This is a genomic window from Arthrobacter gyeryongensis (assembly GCF_039543785.1).
GTDB lineage: Bacteria > Actinomycetota > Actinomycetes > Actinomycetales > Micrococcaceae > Arthrobacter > Arthrobacter gyeryongensis.
The window spans coordinates 122,047-136,580 of sequence record NZ_BAABKK010000012.1 but is presented as its reverse complement, the minus strand read 5'-3'; the positions used below and the strand labels follow the sequence as shown (position 1 = coordinate 136,580).

Sequence of the window (14,534 nt, the reverse complement as noted above, 5' to 3'; positions counted from 1 at the left end):
TCAGTGAGGTGCCCCCAGTTGTTAGTTGACACAGCCCAGACGAGTAGCCCCGACACCATCGTCGAGTTCATCGCCCAGGCCAAAAACAGAGAATCGGCCATGTTCACCGAAGCCGAAGGAAAATCCCTGCTTTCATCCTTCGGAATCGATACCCCCCAGGGTGTTGAGATGAAAGTGGGCCAGGAACTTCCCGGCCATCTCCGAGAGCCCCTGGTCGTCAAGGCAATCTCGACGACGCTCGTGCACAAATCCGACGCCGGCGGGGTGCGTGTGGGGGTATCCCGCGCGGAGCTCAACGACGTTGCGCTGCAGATGCGCGGTAGCCTGGCCGAATTCGGGCACCAACTCGATGGCGTGCTTGTCGAAGAGATGGTGCCGGCCGGCCACGAAATCATTGTCGGGGCGGTCCGTGAGCCTGGACTCGGCTGGACTGTCATGGTCGGCCTCGGCGGTGTCCTCGTGGAAGTCTTCGAGGACGTGGCCTTCGGCCTGGCCCCATTGTCCGAAACCCAGATCCTGGACATGTTGCAGGAACTCCGCGGCATGAAGGTGCTCGACGGCGCACGCGGCGGCGTGAAGGCCGACATTCCCGCACTGGTCACGCTGATCTCCCGCGTCGCCGGCCCCGAGGGGTTGCTGGCCGCATTGCCGGCGGGCGTCGTCGAAATCGACCTGAACCCGGTGATCGTCTCCGGCACCCGCGCTGTGGCGGTCGACGCGCGCTTCGTCGTCGGCGCCCAGGACGCCACCGGAGCGGAAGCCTCCGCGGCCGGGAACGCCCAGGTCACCGATTTCTCCCCGCTCTTCAACCCACGCCGCATTGCGGTCCTCGGGGCCAGCGGCAAGCGTCCGAACCTTGCCAACCGGTTCATCCGCAACCTCCGCGCCGGCGGCTTCGAGGGCACCATCGTCCCCGTCCACCCGGCCGCCGACGAGATCGAAGGCCTGCCCGCCGTCGCCTCGCTCGCCGACGTGAATGAAACCCTTGACTACGCCTTCGTGGCCCTGCCCGGAGCACGCGTCGCAGAGGCCCTAGGCCAGGGCACCGGCAAGGTGCGTTTCGCCCAGGTCGTTTCCAGCGGTTTCGGCGAGGTCGAATCGGGCAAGGACCTAGAAGCCGCGCTCGTTGCAACGGTGCGCAAGGCGGGCATCCGCCTGATCGGTCCGAACTGCCTCGGCACCCACGCCTCGGCAGGAAAACTGTCCTTCGTCCCGGAGGCCCCGCTGACGCCGGGAACCACGGCCGTGGTCTCCCAGAGCGGCGGGCTGAGCGTTGACATTCTGCGGGTCGGCGCCGCCAGCGGCATCGATTTCCACTCCGTGGTCAGCATCGGCAACAGCGCCGATGTCAGCGCCGCCGAACTCGTCTCATCCCACCTGGGCAACGACGAGGTCCACGTCATCGGCCTGTACCTGGAGTCCCTCGGCGTTGCCCGCGAGGTACTGGATGTGCTCAGCGCTGCCGAAACCCGCAAGCCGGTGGTGCTGCTCGCGGGCGGTCGCACCAGCGGCGGATCGCGCGCCGCCACTAGCCACACCGGTGCCCTGGCAGGCAACCACCGGCTGTGGCCGGCCATCGCCCGGCAGGCCGGAATTACCCTCGTTGATTCGCTCGCCGACTTCGCAACCGCGCTTCATGCCCTCTCGACCGTTGACCTCAGCGTCAAGCCGAACGGTAACGAAGCCGTCCTGTTCGGCAACGGCGGCGGAGCCAGCGTGCTCGGCGCCGACGCACTTGACCGCCAGGGCATCTCCACCCGGCCGCTTCCGGAATCGGTCATCGCCGAACTGGAATCCCTTGCGGTTCCGCCGGGCAATGGGTTCCACAACCCGATCGATGTGCCGGCCGGAACGCTGGCCGTCAAGAGCGGCGGCGTTGCCGCGGACATTCTCAAGGTCGTCCTGGCAGGCAGCGAACCCGCGGTGCTGATCACCCACCTGAACGTCGGCATCATTCAGCGCAACCTCGGGGCCACCCACGGCGACGTGACAGGAACCATTATCGACTCGATCGCCGCGGCCCGCGACGAATCACAGTCAAACACCCACCAGCTCTTGGTACTGAAATCCGACGGCAGCGACGGAACCGGCGACATGGTCAAGGCCTACGCCCGGCGCGCACGCCGGATCGGCATCCCGGTCTTCGGAGCCTTCGAAGACGCGGCGCTGGCTTCACGGGCAGTGCTCGAACAGAGCAAGCAGATCCACCAGGCGTCGCTCGGCGCAGACGGAAGGCAGTAGAGATGACAACCGAAGCAGTCAAGACCGACGTGGTCGACATCGGGGAGGCCAAGCTCACCCGCGAGCAGGAGCACGAGAAGAAGCGTGCAGCAGCATTGGCCATGGGTGGCGCCAGGAAGCTTGAAGACCGCGCAGCCAAGGGCGAGCTGAACGCACGCGAGCGCATCGCGCTGCTGCTGGACCCGGGAACCTTCCGCGAGAGCGGTTTGTTCGTGACCTCAGCCGTTCCCGCGGACCGCGACAAGACCCCTGCCGACGGCAAGATCACCGGTACCGGCGAGGTTGACGGCCGGCGCGCGAGCGTTGTTGCCTACGACTTCACTGTCAAGGGATCATCGTCTTCCCCGATCAGCAACAAGAAGATGGCCCACTTCAAGGAACTGGTCGTCAAGACCGGCCAGCCGCTGGTCTACCTCTCCGAATCCACGGGCGTTCGCATGCCCGACGCCATGGGCGGCACCGGCATGGGCAGCGCCAACGGCAAGACCCGGTTCCTGCGCCAGCGCGAAAGCCCGTGGGTGTCGGCGGCCTTTGGCTACTGCTTCGGGTCGGCCGCGTGGCACACCGTAGCTGCCGACTTCGCGGTCTTTCGCAAAGGCAGCGTGCTGGCTGTCTCCAGCCCCGGCCTCGTCAGCCGCGCCACAGGCCAGCAGGTCGACGCCCAGGAGCTCGGTGGCTGGAAGGTTCACGCCGAGGTCACGGGTTACGCCGACGCGGTGGCCGACACCGACCAGGAAGCCATTGAACTGGTCCGCCGATTCCTCTCCTATCTGCCCTCGCACAATGGCGAGACCCCGCCGCTCGCGCCGATTCCACAGGGATCCGGCGAGCGTGCGGAAGAGATCAAGTCGATCGTCCCGGAATCCCGCACCCAGACCTACGACGTGCGCAAGGTCGTCGACATCGTCGCCGACACCGGCTCCGTGTTCCCCATCAAGGCCCGCTACGGCAAGTCCCTGGTGACTTCCCTGGCTCGCATCGGCGGCCAGTCCGTCGGCATCATCGCCAACAACCCGATGTTCAAGGGCGGCGCGCTGGACGGTGCCGCCTGCGACAAGGCGACCAGTTTCCTGGTCCTCTGCGACTCCTACAACATCCCTGTGGTCATGCTCGTCGACCAGCCGGGCTTCCTGATCGGCCTCGAGGCCGAGCGGAGCAAGGTTGCCGGCAAGATCATCAACTGGATGAACGCTCTTTCGCTGGTCACCGTGCCGAAGATCGCGGTCACTATGCGCAAGAACTACGGCCAGGCCCTGATCAACATGGGTGGCGGCGGCACCGCTGACGCCACGGCCGGCTGGTGGTCTTCCGAGGTCAGCTTCATGGATCCGACCTCCGCTGTCTCCGTGGTCCACGGCATCACGCCCGAAAGCGACCCCGAGATGTACGAGTTGCGCCTCGCGGAGATGAACAAGGGCACCACCGCCTATGACGTCGCCCAGGTTTTCGGCTTCGAGCAGGTCATCGATCCGTCCGAAACGCGCGAGTTCATCCTCGGCGCCCTGAAGGACCACTACCGGGCCCGGAGCAACGGCGTGGGCGAACACCTGTTGCGCACCTGGCCGACGAGCTTCTAAGGAGAGATCACCGTGAATTCATTTCCGGAAAGCCTGCTCATCGCCAACCGCGGCGAAATCGCCCGACGCATCATCAAGACGGCAAACCGCCTCGGCGTCCGTACGGTAGCGGTCTACCACAAGGTCGATGCCGGCCTGCCATACGTTTCGGAGGCCTCCGTGGCCATCGAGCTCAAGGGAGACGTTCCTGTGCAGTCCTACCTTGACCGCGGGCAGATCATCGCGATCGCCAGGGAAGCAGGTGCCACCGCCATCCACCCCGGCTACGGGTTCCTGGCAGAAAACGCCGGGTTCGCACGCGAGGTCGCCGACGCCGGCCTGACCTGGGTGGGCCCCTCGGCCGACGTCATAGTGGTCATGGGTGACAAGGTCGAGTCCCGCCGGGCCGTCGCGGCTGCAGGCGTGCCGATCAGCGGCGACGCCGGTGCGGCCCTGAAGACCGGCGAGGAGGCCGTCGAGGAAGCAGGACGCGTCGGCTACCCGGTAATGGTCAAGGCCTCCGCCGGCGGCGGCGGCATCGGCATGGCCGTGGCCCACGACGCTGACGAACTGCGCAAGGCTTTCGAGAACACCAAATCGATGTCCGAGCGCAGCTTCGGCTCCGACCGCGTCTTCGTCGAGCGCTTCGTCGAGTCCGCACGCCACGTCGAGATCCAGGTCCTGGGCCTGAACGACGGCACCATCGTTGCCTTGGGGGAGCGCGATTGCTCCACGCAGCGCCGCCACCAGAAGCTGATCGAGGAATCCCCGGCGCCGCACCTGGCTCCGGAAACCCGCGCACGGCTCATCGAATCGGCCATCGCGGCCGCATCCTCGGTTGGCTACCGCAACGCTGGCACCGTCGAGTTCCTGCTCGACACCCGCACGGGCGAATTCGTCTTCCTCGAGATGAACACGCGCATCCAGGTCGAGCACCCGATCACCGAGCTCACCCACGGCGTCGACTTGATCGAGCAGCAGCTGAGCATCGCGGCTACGGGCACTACCACGGCGGACTTCAACCCGGTGTTCCGCGGACATGCGATCGAGCTGCGCATCTGCGCCGAGGACCCCAAGAAGTTCTTCCCGCGCACGGGTCCGATCGACGGCTGGATTGAACCAAGCGGTGAAGGAATCCGCGTGGATTCCGGCTACGCGGCCGGCACCGAGGTCACCGCACACTTCGACTCGTTGATCGCCAAGGTCTGCGCGTACGGGGAATCCCGGGAGGACGCACTGGCCCGGGCCATCAAGGCCTGCCAAGACTTCGAGATCGAGGGACTGGTCACCAACCAGCCCTTCCTTGAGGAGATCCTCTCCGATGAGGAATTCGCTGATGGGCGCTACGACACCGGCCTGGTGGAACGTATCCAGCAACGACTCAAAGAACGGGCCAAGCTGGCCAGAAGGAGTGCATGAAGATGGCCGAGACAATTCAGGCAGAAATGGGGGCCAGCGTATGGAAGGTTCTCGTGGCGCCGGGGGATCGCGTGGAAGAAGATGACGTCTTCATGATTCTTGAAGCCATGAAGATGGAGATCCCGGTAACGGCAGAGGACTCAGGCACTGTCCTGGCCGTCCACGTGTCCGTGGGCGACGTGGTCGCTCCTGGGCAGGCCCTGATCAATTTCGAGGCGGAGTAAGACATGTCGATTCCCAGCGCCCTGAAAGCGTGGTCCGTCATGGAACTCGGTGAACCGGTCGATGCCCTTCAGCTTGTCGAACGCCCGGTGCCAGACCCGGGCGCCGGGCAAATGCTCGTGCGCGTCCTTGCCTCCGCCGCCAACTTCCCGGATGTGCTGATGTGCCGCGGGGTGTACCAGGTCAAGCCGGAGCTGCCCTTCACCCCCGGTCGCGAAGTCTGCGCCGAGGTTGTCGCCGCCGGGCCGGGTGTTACCCGTGCGGCGGTGGGCGACCGGGTGTTGGGCCTAACCACCCTTCCGTACGGCGGATTCGCCGAGTACGCGCTCATGGATCAGGACAAGGTGCACCAGGCCCCCGCCTCGCTCGATGACGCGCAGGCTTCCTGCCTGTTCATCGGCTACCAGACCGGCTGGTTCGGGCTGCACCGGTTGGCCAGGATCCAGCCCGGCGAGACGCTGCTGGTCCACGCCGCCGCAGGCGGGGTGGGCAGTGCCGCGATCCAGCTCGGCAAGGCAGCCGGCGCAACGGTCATCGGCGTCGTCGGCGGCGAGGCCAAGGCCGAATACGCAAGGAAGCTCGGCGCCGACCTGGTTATCGACCGCCGTACGCAGGACTTCGTCGAGCAGGTCAAGGTGTTCACCGGCGGCAAGGGCGCAGATGTCATCTACGATCCCGTCGGCGGCGATACCTACCATCGCTCGACCAAGTGCATCGCCTTCGAAGGCCGGATTATTGTGGTCGGTTTCGCCGGCGGGGAGATCCAGTCCGCCGCCTTGAACCACGCACTGGTGAAGAACTATTCGATCATCGGGATCCACTGGGGCCTTTACAACACCAAGAACCCTGCGGCTGTCGATGAATGCCACCGTGAATTGACCAGACTGGCGGACGCAGGTGCCATCGACCCCTTCGTCAGCGAGAGATTCACTTTGGACAGCGTGCCTGCGGCACTTCAGCGGCTCGCAGACGGAAAGACCGTTGGCCGGGTCGTCATGGAACACGCCGGGACCGAGCAGTAGGAATCCGCATCAACGAGGCACCTGGCACAGCCACGTCCGCCAGGCATGAATCCACTACAAAGGAGTAGCAATGTTTGAGTCACAGAAAGACGGATCGCCCTTCGGGGATCTGCTGGCGTTGGATGGCGGAGTCTCACGACGGGCGCTGTTGCAGTATTTCGGCCTCGGCGCGGCAGCGATTGGCTCGGCCTCATTTCTGACGGGGTGTGGGGGCGGCGGAAGTTCGGCTTCCGCCGCCGAGCCCCAGAAATTCGCAATCGCTTCGTTCCCGGGCGACGCGTACTTGCTTGATGCAATTAATCTTGCGAACAAGGATTACGCAAGGCACCAGCTCGATGTCCCCAAGCATCTGAGCCCACAAAGCGGCGTCCAGGCATACCAGTTGCTGGTTGCCGGCGCCGTGGACGCGTATGCTTCGGACACGCTGCTGCTGATGGCAACCCACGCGAACAGCTCGAAAGGCAAGCGCCCGCTGCTCGTAGGGTTCCGGACCCTCGAAACGACTTATGGGATCGTCGGCAGCAAGGAGCTCAGCTGGCCCGGGTCCAGGGCGCGCTTCGAAGACAAGATTGGTTCCCTGAAGGGCAAGCGCATCGGCGTCTCAAGCGTCGGTTCCGGCGGCGACCTGCAATTGAAGCTCGCCCTCGAGTTGGCAGGCATGAAGTACAACGACGTCACGGTGCTTGCTGTTGGCCCCACTGCGCAGGCGATTCCAAACCTGAATGGCGGACGCATCGATGCATACGTCACGGTCCAATGGACTGCCACGCGATTCGTCGCCCAGGAGACCGGCGGGAAGATCCTGATCGACTTCGCCGAAGCGGACGTGCCCGAGCTAATGCGCAACCAGGCCGTGGTCGCGATGGGTGTACGCGAGGAAATGGTGCAACAGCATCCGGATGTCGTCAAGAACTGGTTGGCTGCCCAGGATGATGCCAGCAAATGGATCATCGGGAACAAGGCGGCGGCGGCCGACGTGCTCAACACCACCGGGCTTGGCGGCAAGGCACCAGACATCGCTGCGGCCTATGTCGAGCACTATGCGAGCGACGTGGCGCCCAAGCTCAAACCGACTTTCAAAGCAACGAAGGAGACCGTCGACCACATGGCTCAACTTGCGTTGCGTTTTGGAAGCGTCAAGGAAGGCGACATTACCTACGAGGCCCTCGTTCCGGAGTTCGCCCGGGCATGAGTGACGCGATGCAGACAGCAAACGACAGCGGAGTGACAACCCGCCATGAATCTCCCACCGGTCTCGACCTTGACCGGCTGAGGGATTGGCTGGTGGTGGAGCGCCCCGGGCTTGTCCTAGGGGAGCTCTCGGCCAGTCTGATCCAAGGTGGAAAATCGAACCTGACGTATGAGCTAACCGACGGGGTTCATCAGTGGATTGTGCGCCGGCCCCCGCTGGGTAAGATCATGGCCACCGCCCACGACATGCGCCGAGAGTACCAGGCAGCCGATGCGCTTCGACACACGGATGTTCCGGTGGCCAGGATGATTGCCTACTGCGACGACAAGGACGTCCTGGGTACCGATTTCTACTTAATGGAGCGGATCGCCGGCGTGCCGTACAGGTACGCCGACGAGATCAAGCCGCTCGGCGAGGAACGCACACGGGCCATCGGGACCGAGTTAGTGCGTACCCTGGCGAAGCTGCACCGGGTGGATCCCGCCGACGTCGGCCTGAATCACTTCGGTAGGCCCGAGGGGTTCCTCGGCCGGCAGGTGAAGCGCTGGAAGCAGCAGCTTGATGCATCCTTCACCCGCGAACTTTCGGGCGCGGACAAGCTTTACGAAAAGCTCGCCGCCGCGGTGCCCTCCGAGTCCGCCTCGGGCATCGTCCACGGGGACTTCCGTCTGGACAACGTGTTGATGGGCGCCAACGACCTGCCGGCAGCAGTCATCGACTGGGAGATGGCCACGCTCGGGGACCCGCTGTTGGACTTGGCGCTGATGCTGATCTATCAGCGGCGCGCACGGATCGTGGCAGCCCGGGCGTGGACGGACCCGGCCACCTACGAGGTGACCATGGCACCCGGCTACCCCTGCGAGGAAGAGATCATGGCACTCTACGAGGCCGAGAGCGGCCGCTCTCTTGAAGGATTCGGATTCTACCTGGGACTGGCCTGCTTCAAGCTGGCAGGCATTTCCGAAGGCGTCCGCTACAGACACATCAACAGGCAAACCGTCGGCGAGGGCTTTGAAGACAGCGGCAGCACCGTGCCCTTGCTGCTGGGACTCGGGCTCGAATCACTCAAGGAGTACAAGTAGATGGAATTCTCAACAGACGAGCGGACAGAGCTTCTGAAGAAGGAGCTTGTCGACTTCATGTACGCGCACATTTACCCGGCCGAAGCGGCATACCAGGAAGAGCTGGAAAACCTCGAGAACCCGTATGCGTGGTCGGAGTCGCCTATCCTGCAGAAGTTGCGGGCCGAGGCACGCCGCCGCGGCCTGTGGAACCTGTTCCTACCCGGCGAGGAGGGGGCAGGGCTGACCAACGTACAGTACGCCCCGCTTGCCGAAATCACCGGTCGCAGCCGGATGCTTGCCCCGGCGGCCCTGAACTGCTCGGCCCCGGACACCGGCAACATGGAATTGTTGGCGGAGTTCGGGACCAAAGAGCAGAAGGAGAAGTGGCTCAAGCCGTTGCTCGAAGGGCAGATTCGTTCGGCCTTTGCCATGACGGAGCCAGCCGTCGCCTCCTCCGACGCGACCAACGTAGAGACAAGCATCGTGCGTGACGGCGACGACTATGTGATCAATGGCCGCAAATGGTTTATCACCGGGGCGATGAATCCCAATGCCAAGATTTTCATCGTGATGGGCAAGACGGATCCCGTCGCCGAGCGCCACCGCCAGCAGAGCCAGATTTTGGTGCCGCGGGACACTCCGGGAGTCGAAGTCAAGCGCGCAATGAAGATCTTCGGGTACGAGGATCATTACAACGGTGGCCACGCCGAGATTGTGTTCACCAATGTGAGGGTCCCGGCAGGGAACCTCATCGGCGGCGAGGGCGATGGTTTTGCGATTGCCCAGGCGCGTCTGGGCCCTGGCCGCATCCATCACTGCATGCGTGCGATTGGCATGGCCGAGCGGGCCATCAAGATGATGTGCGAACGTGCCGACGAGCGCGTGGCCTTCGGCAAGCCGCTGAGCGAACAGGGCGTGATCCGTGATTGGATTGCCGAGTCCCGCGTCCGGGTCGAGCAGTTGCGCCTGATGGTCCTCAAGACCGCCTGGCTCATGGACACTGTGGGCAACAAGGGCGCCCACACCGAAATCCAGGCCATCAAGATTGCCACCCCGTCGACCGTTGAATGGATCCTTGACAAGGCCATACAGGTACACGGTGCCGGCGGACTCTCGCAGGACTTCTTCCTGGCTTCGGCCTTCGCCTACGCGCGCACCCTCAGGTTCGCCGACGGCCCGGACGAAGTGCATAAGAACGCCTTGGCCCGCAATGAGCTGAAGCGCCAGCGCGCGCGACGCATGGCATAACGACGCAACTCCTAAGCCGGTTCGACGTCCTCTTCACCACCGCCCGTGGTGAGGGGGACGTCGGCGTGTCCGGAGAATTCATGGGAAAACGTTGTCAAGTGCCAAGCCGTCACTATGCGGCTATCGCCTCGATAGGCCGCGCGAGATTGCTTGTGTATGGGCCCGTTGCGCATGATCTTGATATGACTACTACTTCCGATTCGCTCAGCGTCGACGAATCCTCGACCTCCAGGCCCGCTGCCGGTCATCCTGGAATCCAGTCCCTCCGGGTCGCGCGGAAGGAAGTCATCGCGGACGGTGTGGTGCGGTTGCGACTCGAGGAACCGCGCAACGGCCGCGTCCCCGACTGGGCGCCGGGTTCACACATCGAACTGGTACTCCCGACCGCGGACGCAGGATACCTCTCGCGCCATTACTCCCTGTGCGGCGACCGCTGGGACCCACACGCGTACGAGGTCGCCGTCCTGAACGAACCGAATTCAAAAGGCGGTTCGCGCTACATCCATGACCAGCTCGCCGTCGGAGACATGCTCACCGTTGGTACTCCACGGAACAACTTCCACCTGACCCAGGCGACCCGTTACGAATTCATTGCCGGCGGCATCGGGATCACGCCGATCATGACCATGATCGTCGCCGCGGAGCAGCTCGGCATCGACTGGCACCTGCACTACGGCGGGCGCACCCGTGCCTCCATGGCGTTCCTGGGCGAGCTGGCCGAGTACGGCGACAAGGTCACCATTTGGCCGCAGGACGAGAACGGCCACCTGAACCTCGCCTTCCTCAATGAACCGCTCGACGGCGGAAGGGTTTACTGCTGTGGACCGGAGCCGTTGCTGAACGCAGTGGCCGGCGCCGCTGCCGCCTGGCCGTCTTGGGCCGTGCGTTTCGAGCGCTTCGTGCCCGCGACCCTCCCGGCTCCGGTGCGGACCGAGCCGTTCGAACTTGAACTGGCCCTCTCCAAGAGGCGCATCACCGTCGGGACCGAGGAGACGGTTCTTTCGGCGTTGAGCGATGCCGGAGTCCGGGTGCTCTCATCGTGCAACGAAGGCGTGTGCGGCACCTGTGAGGTTGGCGTCCTGCGAGGCACCCCGGAGCACCGTGACTCGCTGCTCAATGAGGGGGAACGCGCCAAGAACGACCGAATGTTTGTATGTGTCTCACGCGCGATCACCGATCGCCTCGTGCTGGATCTTTAGGAGATACCCCCATGTCGACAACGACGAAGTGCCCCGTCAACCACGGAACGATTCCGGTCCTCGACGATGACCCGTTCTCGCCGGAAATCCTGGAAAACCCCCTACCATTTCAAGAGCGCTTGCGCGAGGCCGGCCCCGTGGCGTACCTGTCCAAGTACAACGCCTATGCGATCGGACGATATGCGGACCTCTCGGCCGCCGTCGCGAACTGGCAGGAGCTGACCTCGGGATCCGGAGTGGGGCTCAACGAGCCTTGGCGCGCCCGTGGCCTGCTGCAGATGGATCCGCCGCAGCACGATGCGCCACGCGAGGTGTTGCAGGAAATCCTTTCCTCGCGGGTCCTGCGTTCGATGAAAGACGCCTGTTTGGAGGTCGCCGGAGGGCTGGTTGAAGACCTGTTGGCGGGCACGGCCCCTGGCGGGCAAGTCAAGGTCGATGGCCACGGCGATATCGGTTCCAAGCTCCCCGTGAACTTCTTCCCCGAGGCGTCGGGCATCGACGAGAAGGACCGCGAAAACCTGGTCCCTTATGCCGACCACATCTTCAACGCGTTGGGCCCCGACAACAAGCTGGTGGAGCAGGGCAAGTGCAAGGCCGCTGAATACACCGAGTGGGCTACCGCCAAGTGCCAGCGCGACGCCTTGAAGCCTGAGGGTTTCGGTGCGGACATTTGGGCCGCCGCCGACCGCGGCGACATCTTGCACGAACAGGCCCCGCTGCTGACCCGCTCGCTGCTCTCGGCTGGGGTGGACACCACCGTCTACGGGATTTCGGGCATGCTCTATGCTTTTGCCTCCAACCCGGAACAGTGGGAAGCGCTGCGCAAGAACCCCAACCTGTCGCGCATTGCTTTCGATGAATCGCTGCGCTGGGAATCGCCGGTCCAGCAGATCTTTCGCAAGACCTCAACCGACGTCACCATTGGTGGAAGCACCATTCCCGAAGGTAGCAGGGTCATGCTGTGCTTTGCCGCGGCAAACCGCGATCCACGGCGCTGGGAAAACCCGGACAAGTTCGACCTCTCCCGCGACCCCTCCGGGCATCTGTCCTTCGGCATGGGCATCCATCAGTGCGTCGGCCAGCATGCAGCCCGCCTTCAGGCTGCGTCGTTGCTCGAAAGACTGGTGCCCCGGATCAAGAGCATCGAGCTCGCTTCGTCGATCGCGCGCCACCACAACAACACCCTGCGCGGTTGGGACTCGGTTCCGCTGCGGCTGACGCTCGCCTAGACCAGGTGAAAGAGACGCATTCCCGCGTCGGGGTCAGAACGCTCCCGACGTCGGCGTGCGGTTTATTGACGTGCCTGCAGCCCGCCCTGGACTTTCGAATACGAAGGAGCTGAACAATGACCGCTGCCGATGAAACTGCCCGGCTCCACCAACTGACGCTGGCGCAAGCCGGGGAGCTCATCGGATCAGGCCAGCTGTCCCCGGTGGAGTACGTTGAGGCGTTGATCGGGCGAGCCGATGCCGTCGACAGCCAGGTGCAGGCATACGTCACCCGGACCTTTGAGACCGCACGCAGCGGGGCGCGCGAGGCGGCCGCAGAGATTGCGGCCGGCAGGTATCGCGGTGTTCTTCATGGTATTCCTTTCGCGCTGAAGGATTGCGTCAACACCGCGGGCATCCTGACCACTGGGCACTCCCGGGTACTGCAAGATAATGTGCCGGTCGGGGACGCTGCTGTGACCGCGCGGTTGAGGGAGGCCGGCGCACTGCTCATGGGCAAGCTGGCGCTCCACGAGTTCGCCCATGGCGGGCCGTCGTTTGACGCGCCCTGGCCGCCACCGCGGAACCCCTGGAACCTGACCCGGGTCACCGGAGGGTCTTCGAGTGGTTCTGCGGCCGCGATCGCGGCGGGGATGGTCCCGGCAAGCATCGGCACCGATACCGGCGGTTCCATCCGTGTGCCCGCCTCCCGCTGCGGCATTACCGGCCTGATGCCCACCACAGGGCTGGTGGGCCGCTCGGGGGTGATTCCCCACTCCCATACCTTCGACCGCATCGGTCCCATGGCGAGGACCGCCGAGGACTGTGCGATTCTGCTCCAGGCCATAGCCGGCCATGACCCGGCCGACCCGTCCAGCGTGGCCCGCGACGTTCCGGACTACCGGGGTGCCCTGACCGGGGACCTGCGTGGACTGCGGATCGGCGTGTTGCGGCACAACTGGGAGGAAGAAGTCCGGACCGGGGCCGACGAGCGCCGGGCTATGGAGGAGGCCCTTGGTGTTCTTGCGGACCTGGGTGCCACGCTGGAGGACTGCCAGATCCGGCTAATGCGGAGCTACGGCGACATCAAGACGATCATTGCCGAAACCGAGGTGTTCAATGTGCACCAGCATGAGCTGATCACCCGGCCCGTTGATTTCGGCTCGGATATCCTGGCCCGCATGCTGCCGGCCGTGCTGTTCACGGCCAACGACCTCATTCGAGCGGGCAGGGAACACCAACGGGCCATCACGGAGATGGCACCACTGTACGCGCGCTTCGATGCCTTTATCACCATCTGCGCGGGCGAGGCTCCGGCCTTCTCTGCGCATGACCCACTGGGCTTTTGGAAACAGGCCAACCACTACACCGCGGCCAATGTCACCGGCCAGCCGGTCCTCGCGCTGCCGAACGGCTTCGGTCCCGGCGGGTTGCCGCTAGGCATGCAGATCCTCGGCCGGCCCTTCGGTGAAGCGACGGTTCTGCGCATCGGCCACGCATACCAGCTGGCTACAGGATGGCACCGGCAACACCCCCAATTGGCCGACAACGCCGTTGCACCGTCGGTGGAGGAGCCGGGCTTGACGCCGGTTACCCCCGCGGAAGCCAACGCAGTGCTGCGCAAGGCGTGCCGTGCGGCGGCCGGCCGTGCCGGACTCGTTCTAGGCGAGCGGATGTTCGAACAGCTGGTGGAAGGCGCGCCGTACGCCTTGGCGATGGCCGAACGGATGCCACGTGACCACCTGTACGCCGAGGCGCCGGCCAACGTGTTCTCTCTCCGCTCACGGTAAAACTTGCCCCGTCCTCACCATGCCGCCGCCCGGTGGCCGTCGAAAGGTAAGCACTTGAAGGAAACCACCGAATACCTGTGGCTCGTCCAGCTCGATATCCCTGAGGAATTCGAAGATGAATTCAATCGCATCTACAACACCGAGCACGTGCCGTTCATCGCCAAAGTCCCCGGTGTGCTGGGCGTCCAGCGGTACGTCCTGGAGGGGTCGAACGCGGGCATCCAGCGGTACGCCACGCTCTACCGTGTGGACTCCCCGGACCTTCCGCAAACGGAGGCATGGAAAGCCGCCTCGGCGCAAGGCGATTGGGCGTCAAAGATCAGGCCGCACACGGCCAACGCCTCGTTGTCGATGTTCCGGGCAATTCCCTAGG

Annotated in this window: 12 protein-coding genes; all 12 read left to right on the top strand. The window is 64.4% G+C overall.

What is annotated here, in order from left to right; all coding sequences use genetic code 11:
* Positions 1–18: 18 nt before the first annotated feature.
* The 12 genes from ABEA18_RS10850 to ABEA18_RS10795 all read left to right on the top strand — a co-directional run bounded on the left by ABEA18_RS10850 (position 19) and on the right by ABEA18_RS10795 (position 14,533).
* On the top strand, positions 19–2,241 hold the full coding sequence (locus ABEA18_RS10850; RefSeq protein WP_345449390.1) for an acetate--CoA ligase family protein: 2,223 nt from the start codon (positions 19–21) through the stop codon (positions 2,239–2,241).
* Between the two features lie 2 nt (positions 2,242–2,243).
* On the top strand, positions 2,244–3,818 hold the full coding sequence (locus tag ABEA18_RS10845; protein WP_345449389.1) for an acyl-CoA carboxylase subunit beta: 1,575 nt from the start codon (positions 2,244–2,246) through the stop codon (positions 3,816–3,818).
* A gap of 12 nt (positions 3,819–3,830) precedes the next feature.
* Entirely contained in the window at positions 3,831–5,216 is a 1,386-nt protein-coding gene (locus ABEA18_RS10840; protein WP_345449388.1) for an acetyl-CoA carboxylase biotin carboxylase subunit, read from the top strand.
* A 2-nt stretch (positions 5,217–5,218) separates the two neighbouring features.
* Complete coding sequence (locus ABEA18_RS10835; protein ID WP_345449386.1) at positions 5,219–5,440, top strand: biotin/lipoyl-binding carrier protein; 222 nt, start codon at positions 5,219–5,221, stop codon at positions 5,438–5,440.
* Positions 5,441–5,443: 3 nt separating this feature from the next.
* Positions 5,444–6,460: an NADPH:quinone oxidoreductase family protein gene (locus ABEA18_RS10830; RefSeq protein ID WP_345449385.1), complete on the top strand. Its 1,017-nt coding sequence runs from the start codon at positions 5,444–5,446 to the stop codon at positions 6,458–6,460.
* A 70-nt stretch (positions 6,461–6,530) separates the two neighbouring features.
* The gene (locus ABEA18_RS10825) at positions 6,531–7,652 is read left to right on the top strand and encodes an ABC transporter substrate-binding protein (RefSeq protein ID WP_345449384.1); all 1,122 of its coding nucleotides are present in this window, start codon (positions 6,531–6,533) and stop codon (positions 7,650–7,652) included.
* A gap of 8 nt (positions 7,653–7,660) precedes the next feature.
* Entirely contained in the window at positions 7,661–8,734 is a 1,074-nt protein-coding gene (locus ABEA18_RS10820) for a phosphotransferase family protein (RefSeq protein ID WP_345449383.1), read from the top strand.
* Positions 8,735–9,964 (top strand): acyl-CoA dehydrogenase family protein, encoded by a 1,230-nt coding sequence (locus tag ABEA18_RS10815; protein WP_345449382.1) that lies wholly within the window; start codon positions 8,735–8,737, stop codon positions 9,962–9,964.
* Positions 9,965–10,146: 182 nt separating this feature from the next.
* Entirely contained in the window at positions 10,147–11,163 is a 1,017-nt protein-coding gene (locus ABEA18_RS10810; RefSeq protein ID WP_345449381.1) for a PDR/VanB family oxidoreductase, read from the top strand.
* 11 nt (positions 11,164–11,174) lie between these two features.
* Complete coding sequence (locus ABEA18_RS10805) at positions 11,175–12,392, top strand: cytochrome P450 (RefSeq protein WP_345449380.1); 1,218 nt, start codon at positions 11,175–11,177, stop codon at positions 12,390–12,392.
* A gap of 116 nt (positions 12,393–12,508) precedes the next feature.
* Entirely contained in the window at positions 12,509–14,161 is a 1,653-nt protein-coding gene (locus tag ABEA18_RS10800; protein ID WP_345449378.1) for an amidase, read from the top strand.
* A 54-nt stretch (positions 14,162–14,215) separates the two neighbouring features.
* A complete protein-coding gene (locus tag ABEA18_RS10795; RefSeq protein ID WP_345449377.1) occupies positions 14,216–14,533 on the top strand; it encodes a hypothetical protein in 318 nt (105 codons plus the stop codon).
* Position 14,534: the final 1 nt, after the last annotated feature.

Bases quoted from the DNA above. Each gene is read 5' to 3' on its own strand.
- ABEA18_RS10845 (WP_345449389.1), top strand. From the start codon at position 2,244: ATGACAACCGAAGCAGTCAAGACCGACGTGGTCGACATCGGGGAGGCC.
- ABEA18_RS10835 (WP_345449386.1), top strand. From the start codon at position 5,219: ATGGCCGAGACAATTCAGGCAGAAATGGGGGCCAGCGTATGGAAGGTT.
- ABEA18_RS10830 (WP_345449385.1), top strand. From the start codon at position 5,444: ATGTCGATTCCCAGCGCCCTGAAAGCGTGGTCCGTCATGGAACTCGGT.
- ABEA18_RS10825 (WP_345449384.1), top strand. From the start codon at position 6,531: ATGTTTGAGTCACAGAAAGACGGATCGCCCTTCGGGGATCTGCTGGCG.
- ABEA18_RS10820 (WP_345449383.1), top strand. From the start codon at position 7,661: ATGCAGACAGCAAACGACAGCGGAGTGACAACCCGCCATGAATCTCCC.
- ABEA18_RS10815 (WP_345449382.1), top strand. From the start codon at position 8,735: ATGGAATTCTCAACAGACGAGCGGACAGAGCTTCTGAAGAAGGAGCTT.
- ABEA18_RS10810 (WP_345449381.1), top strand. From the start codon at position 10,147: ATGACTACTACTTCCGATTCGCTCAGCGTCGACGAATCCTCGACCTCC.
- ABEA18_RS10805 (WP_345449380.1), top strand. From the start codon at position 11,175: ATGTCGACAACGACGAAGTGCCCCGTCAACCACGGAACGATTCCGGTC.
- ABEA18_RS10800 (WP_345449378.1), top strand. From the start codon at position 12,509: ATGACCGCTGCCGATGAAACTGCCCGGCTCCACCAACTGACGCTGGCG.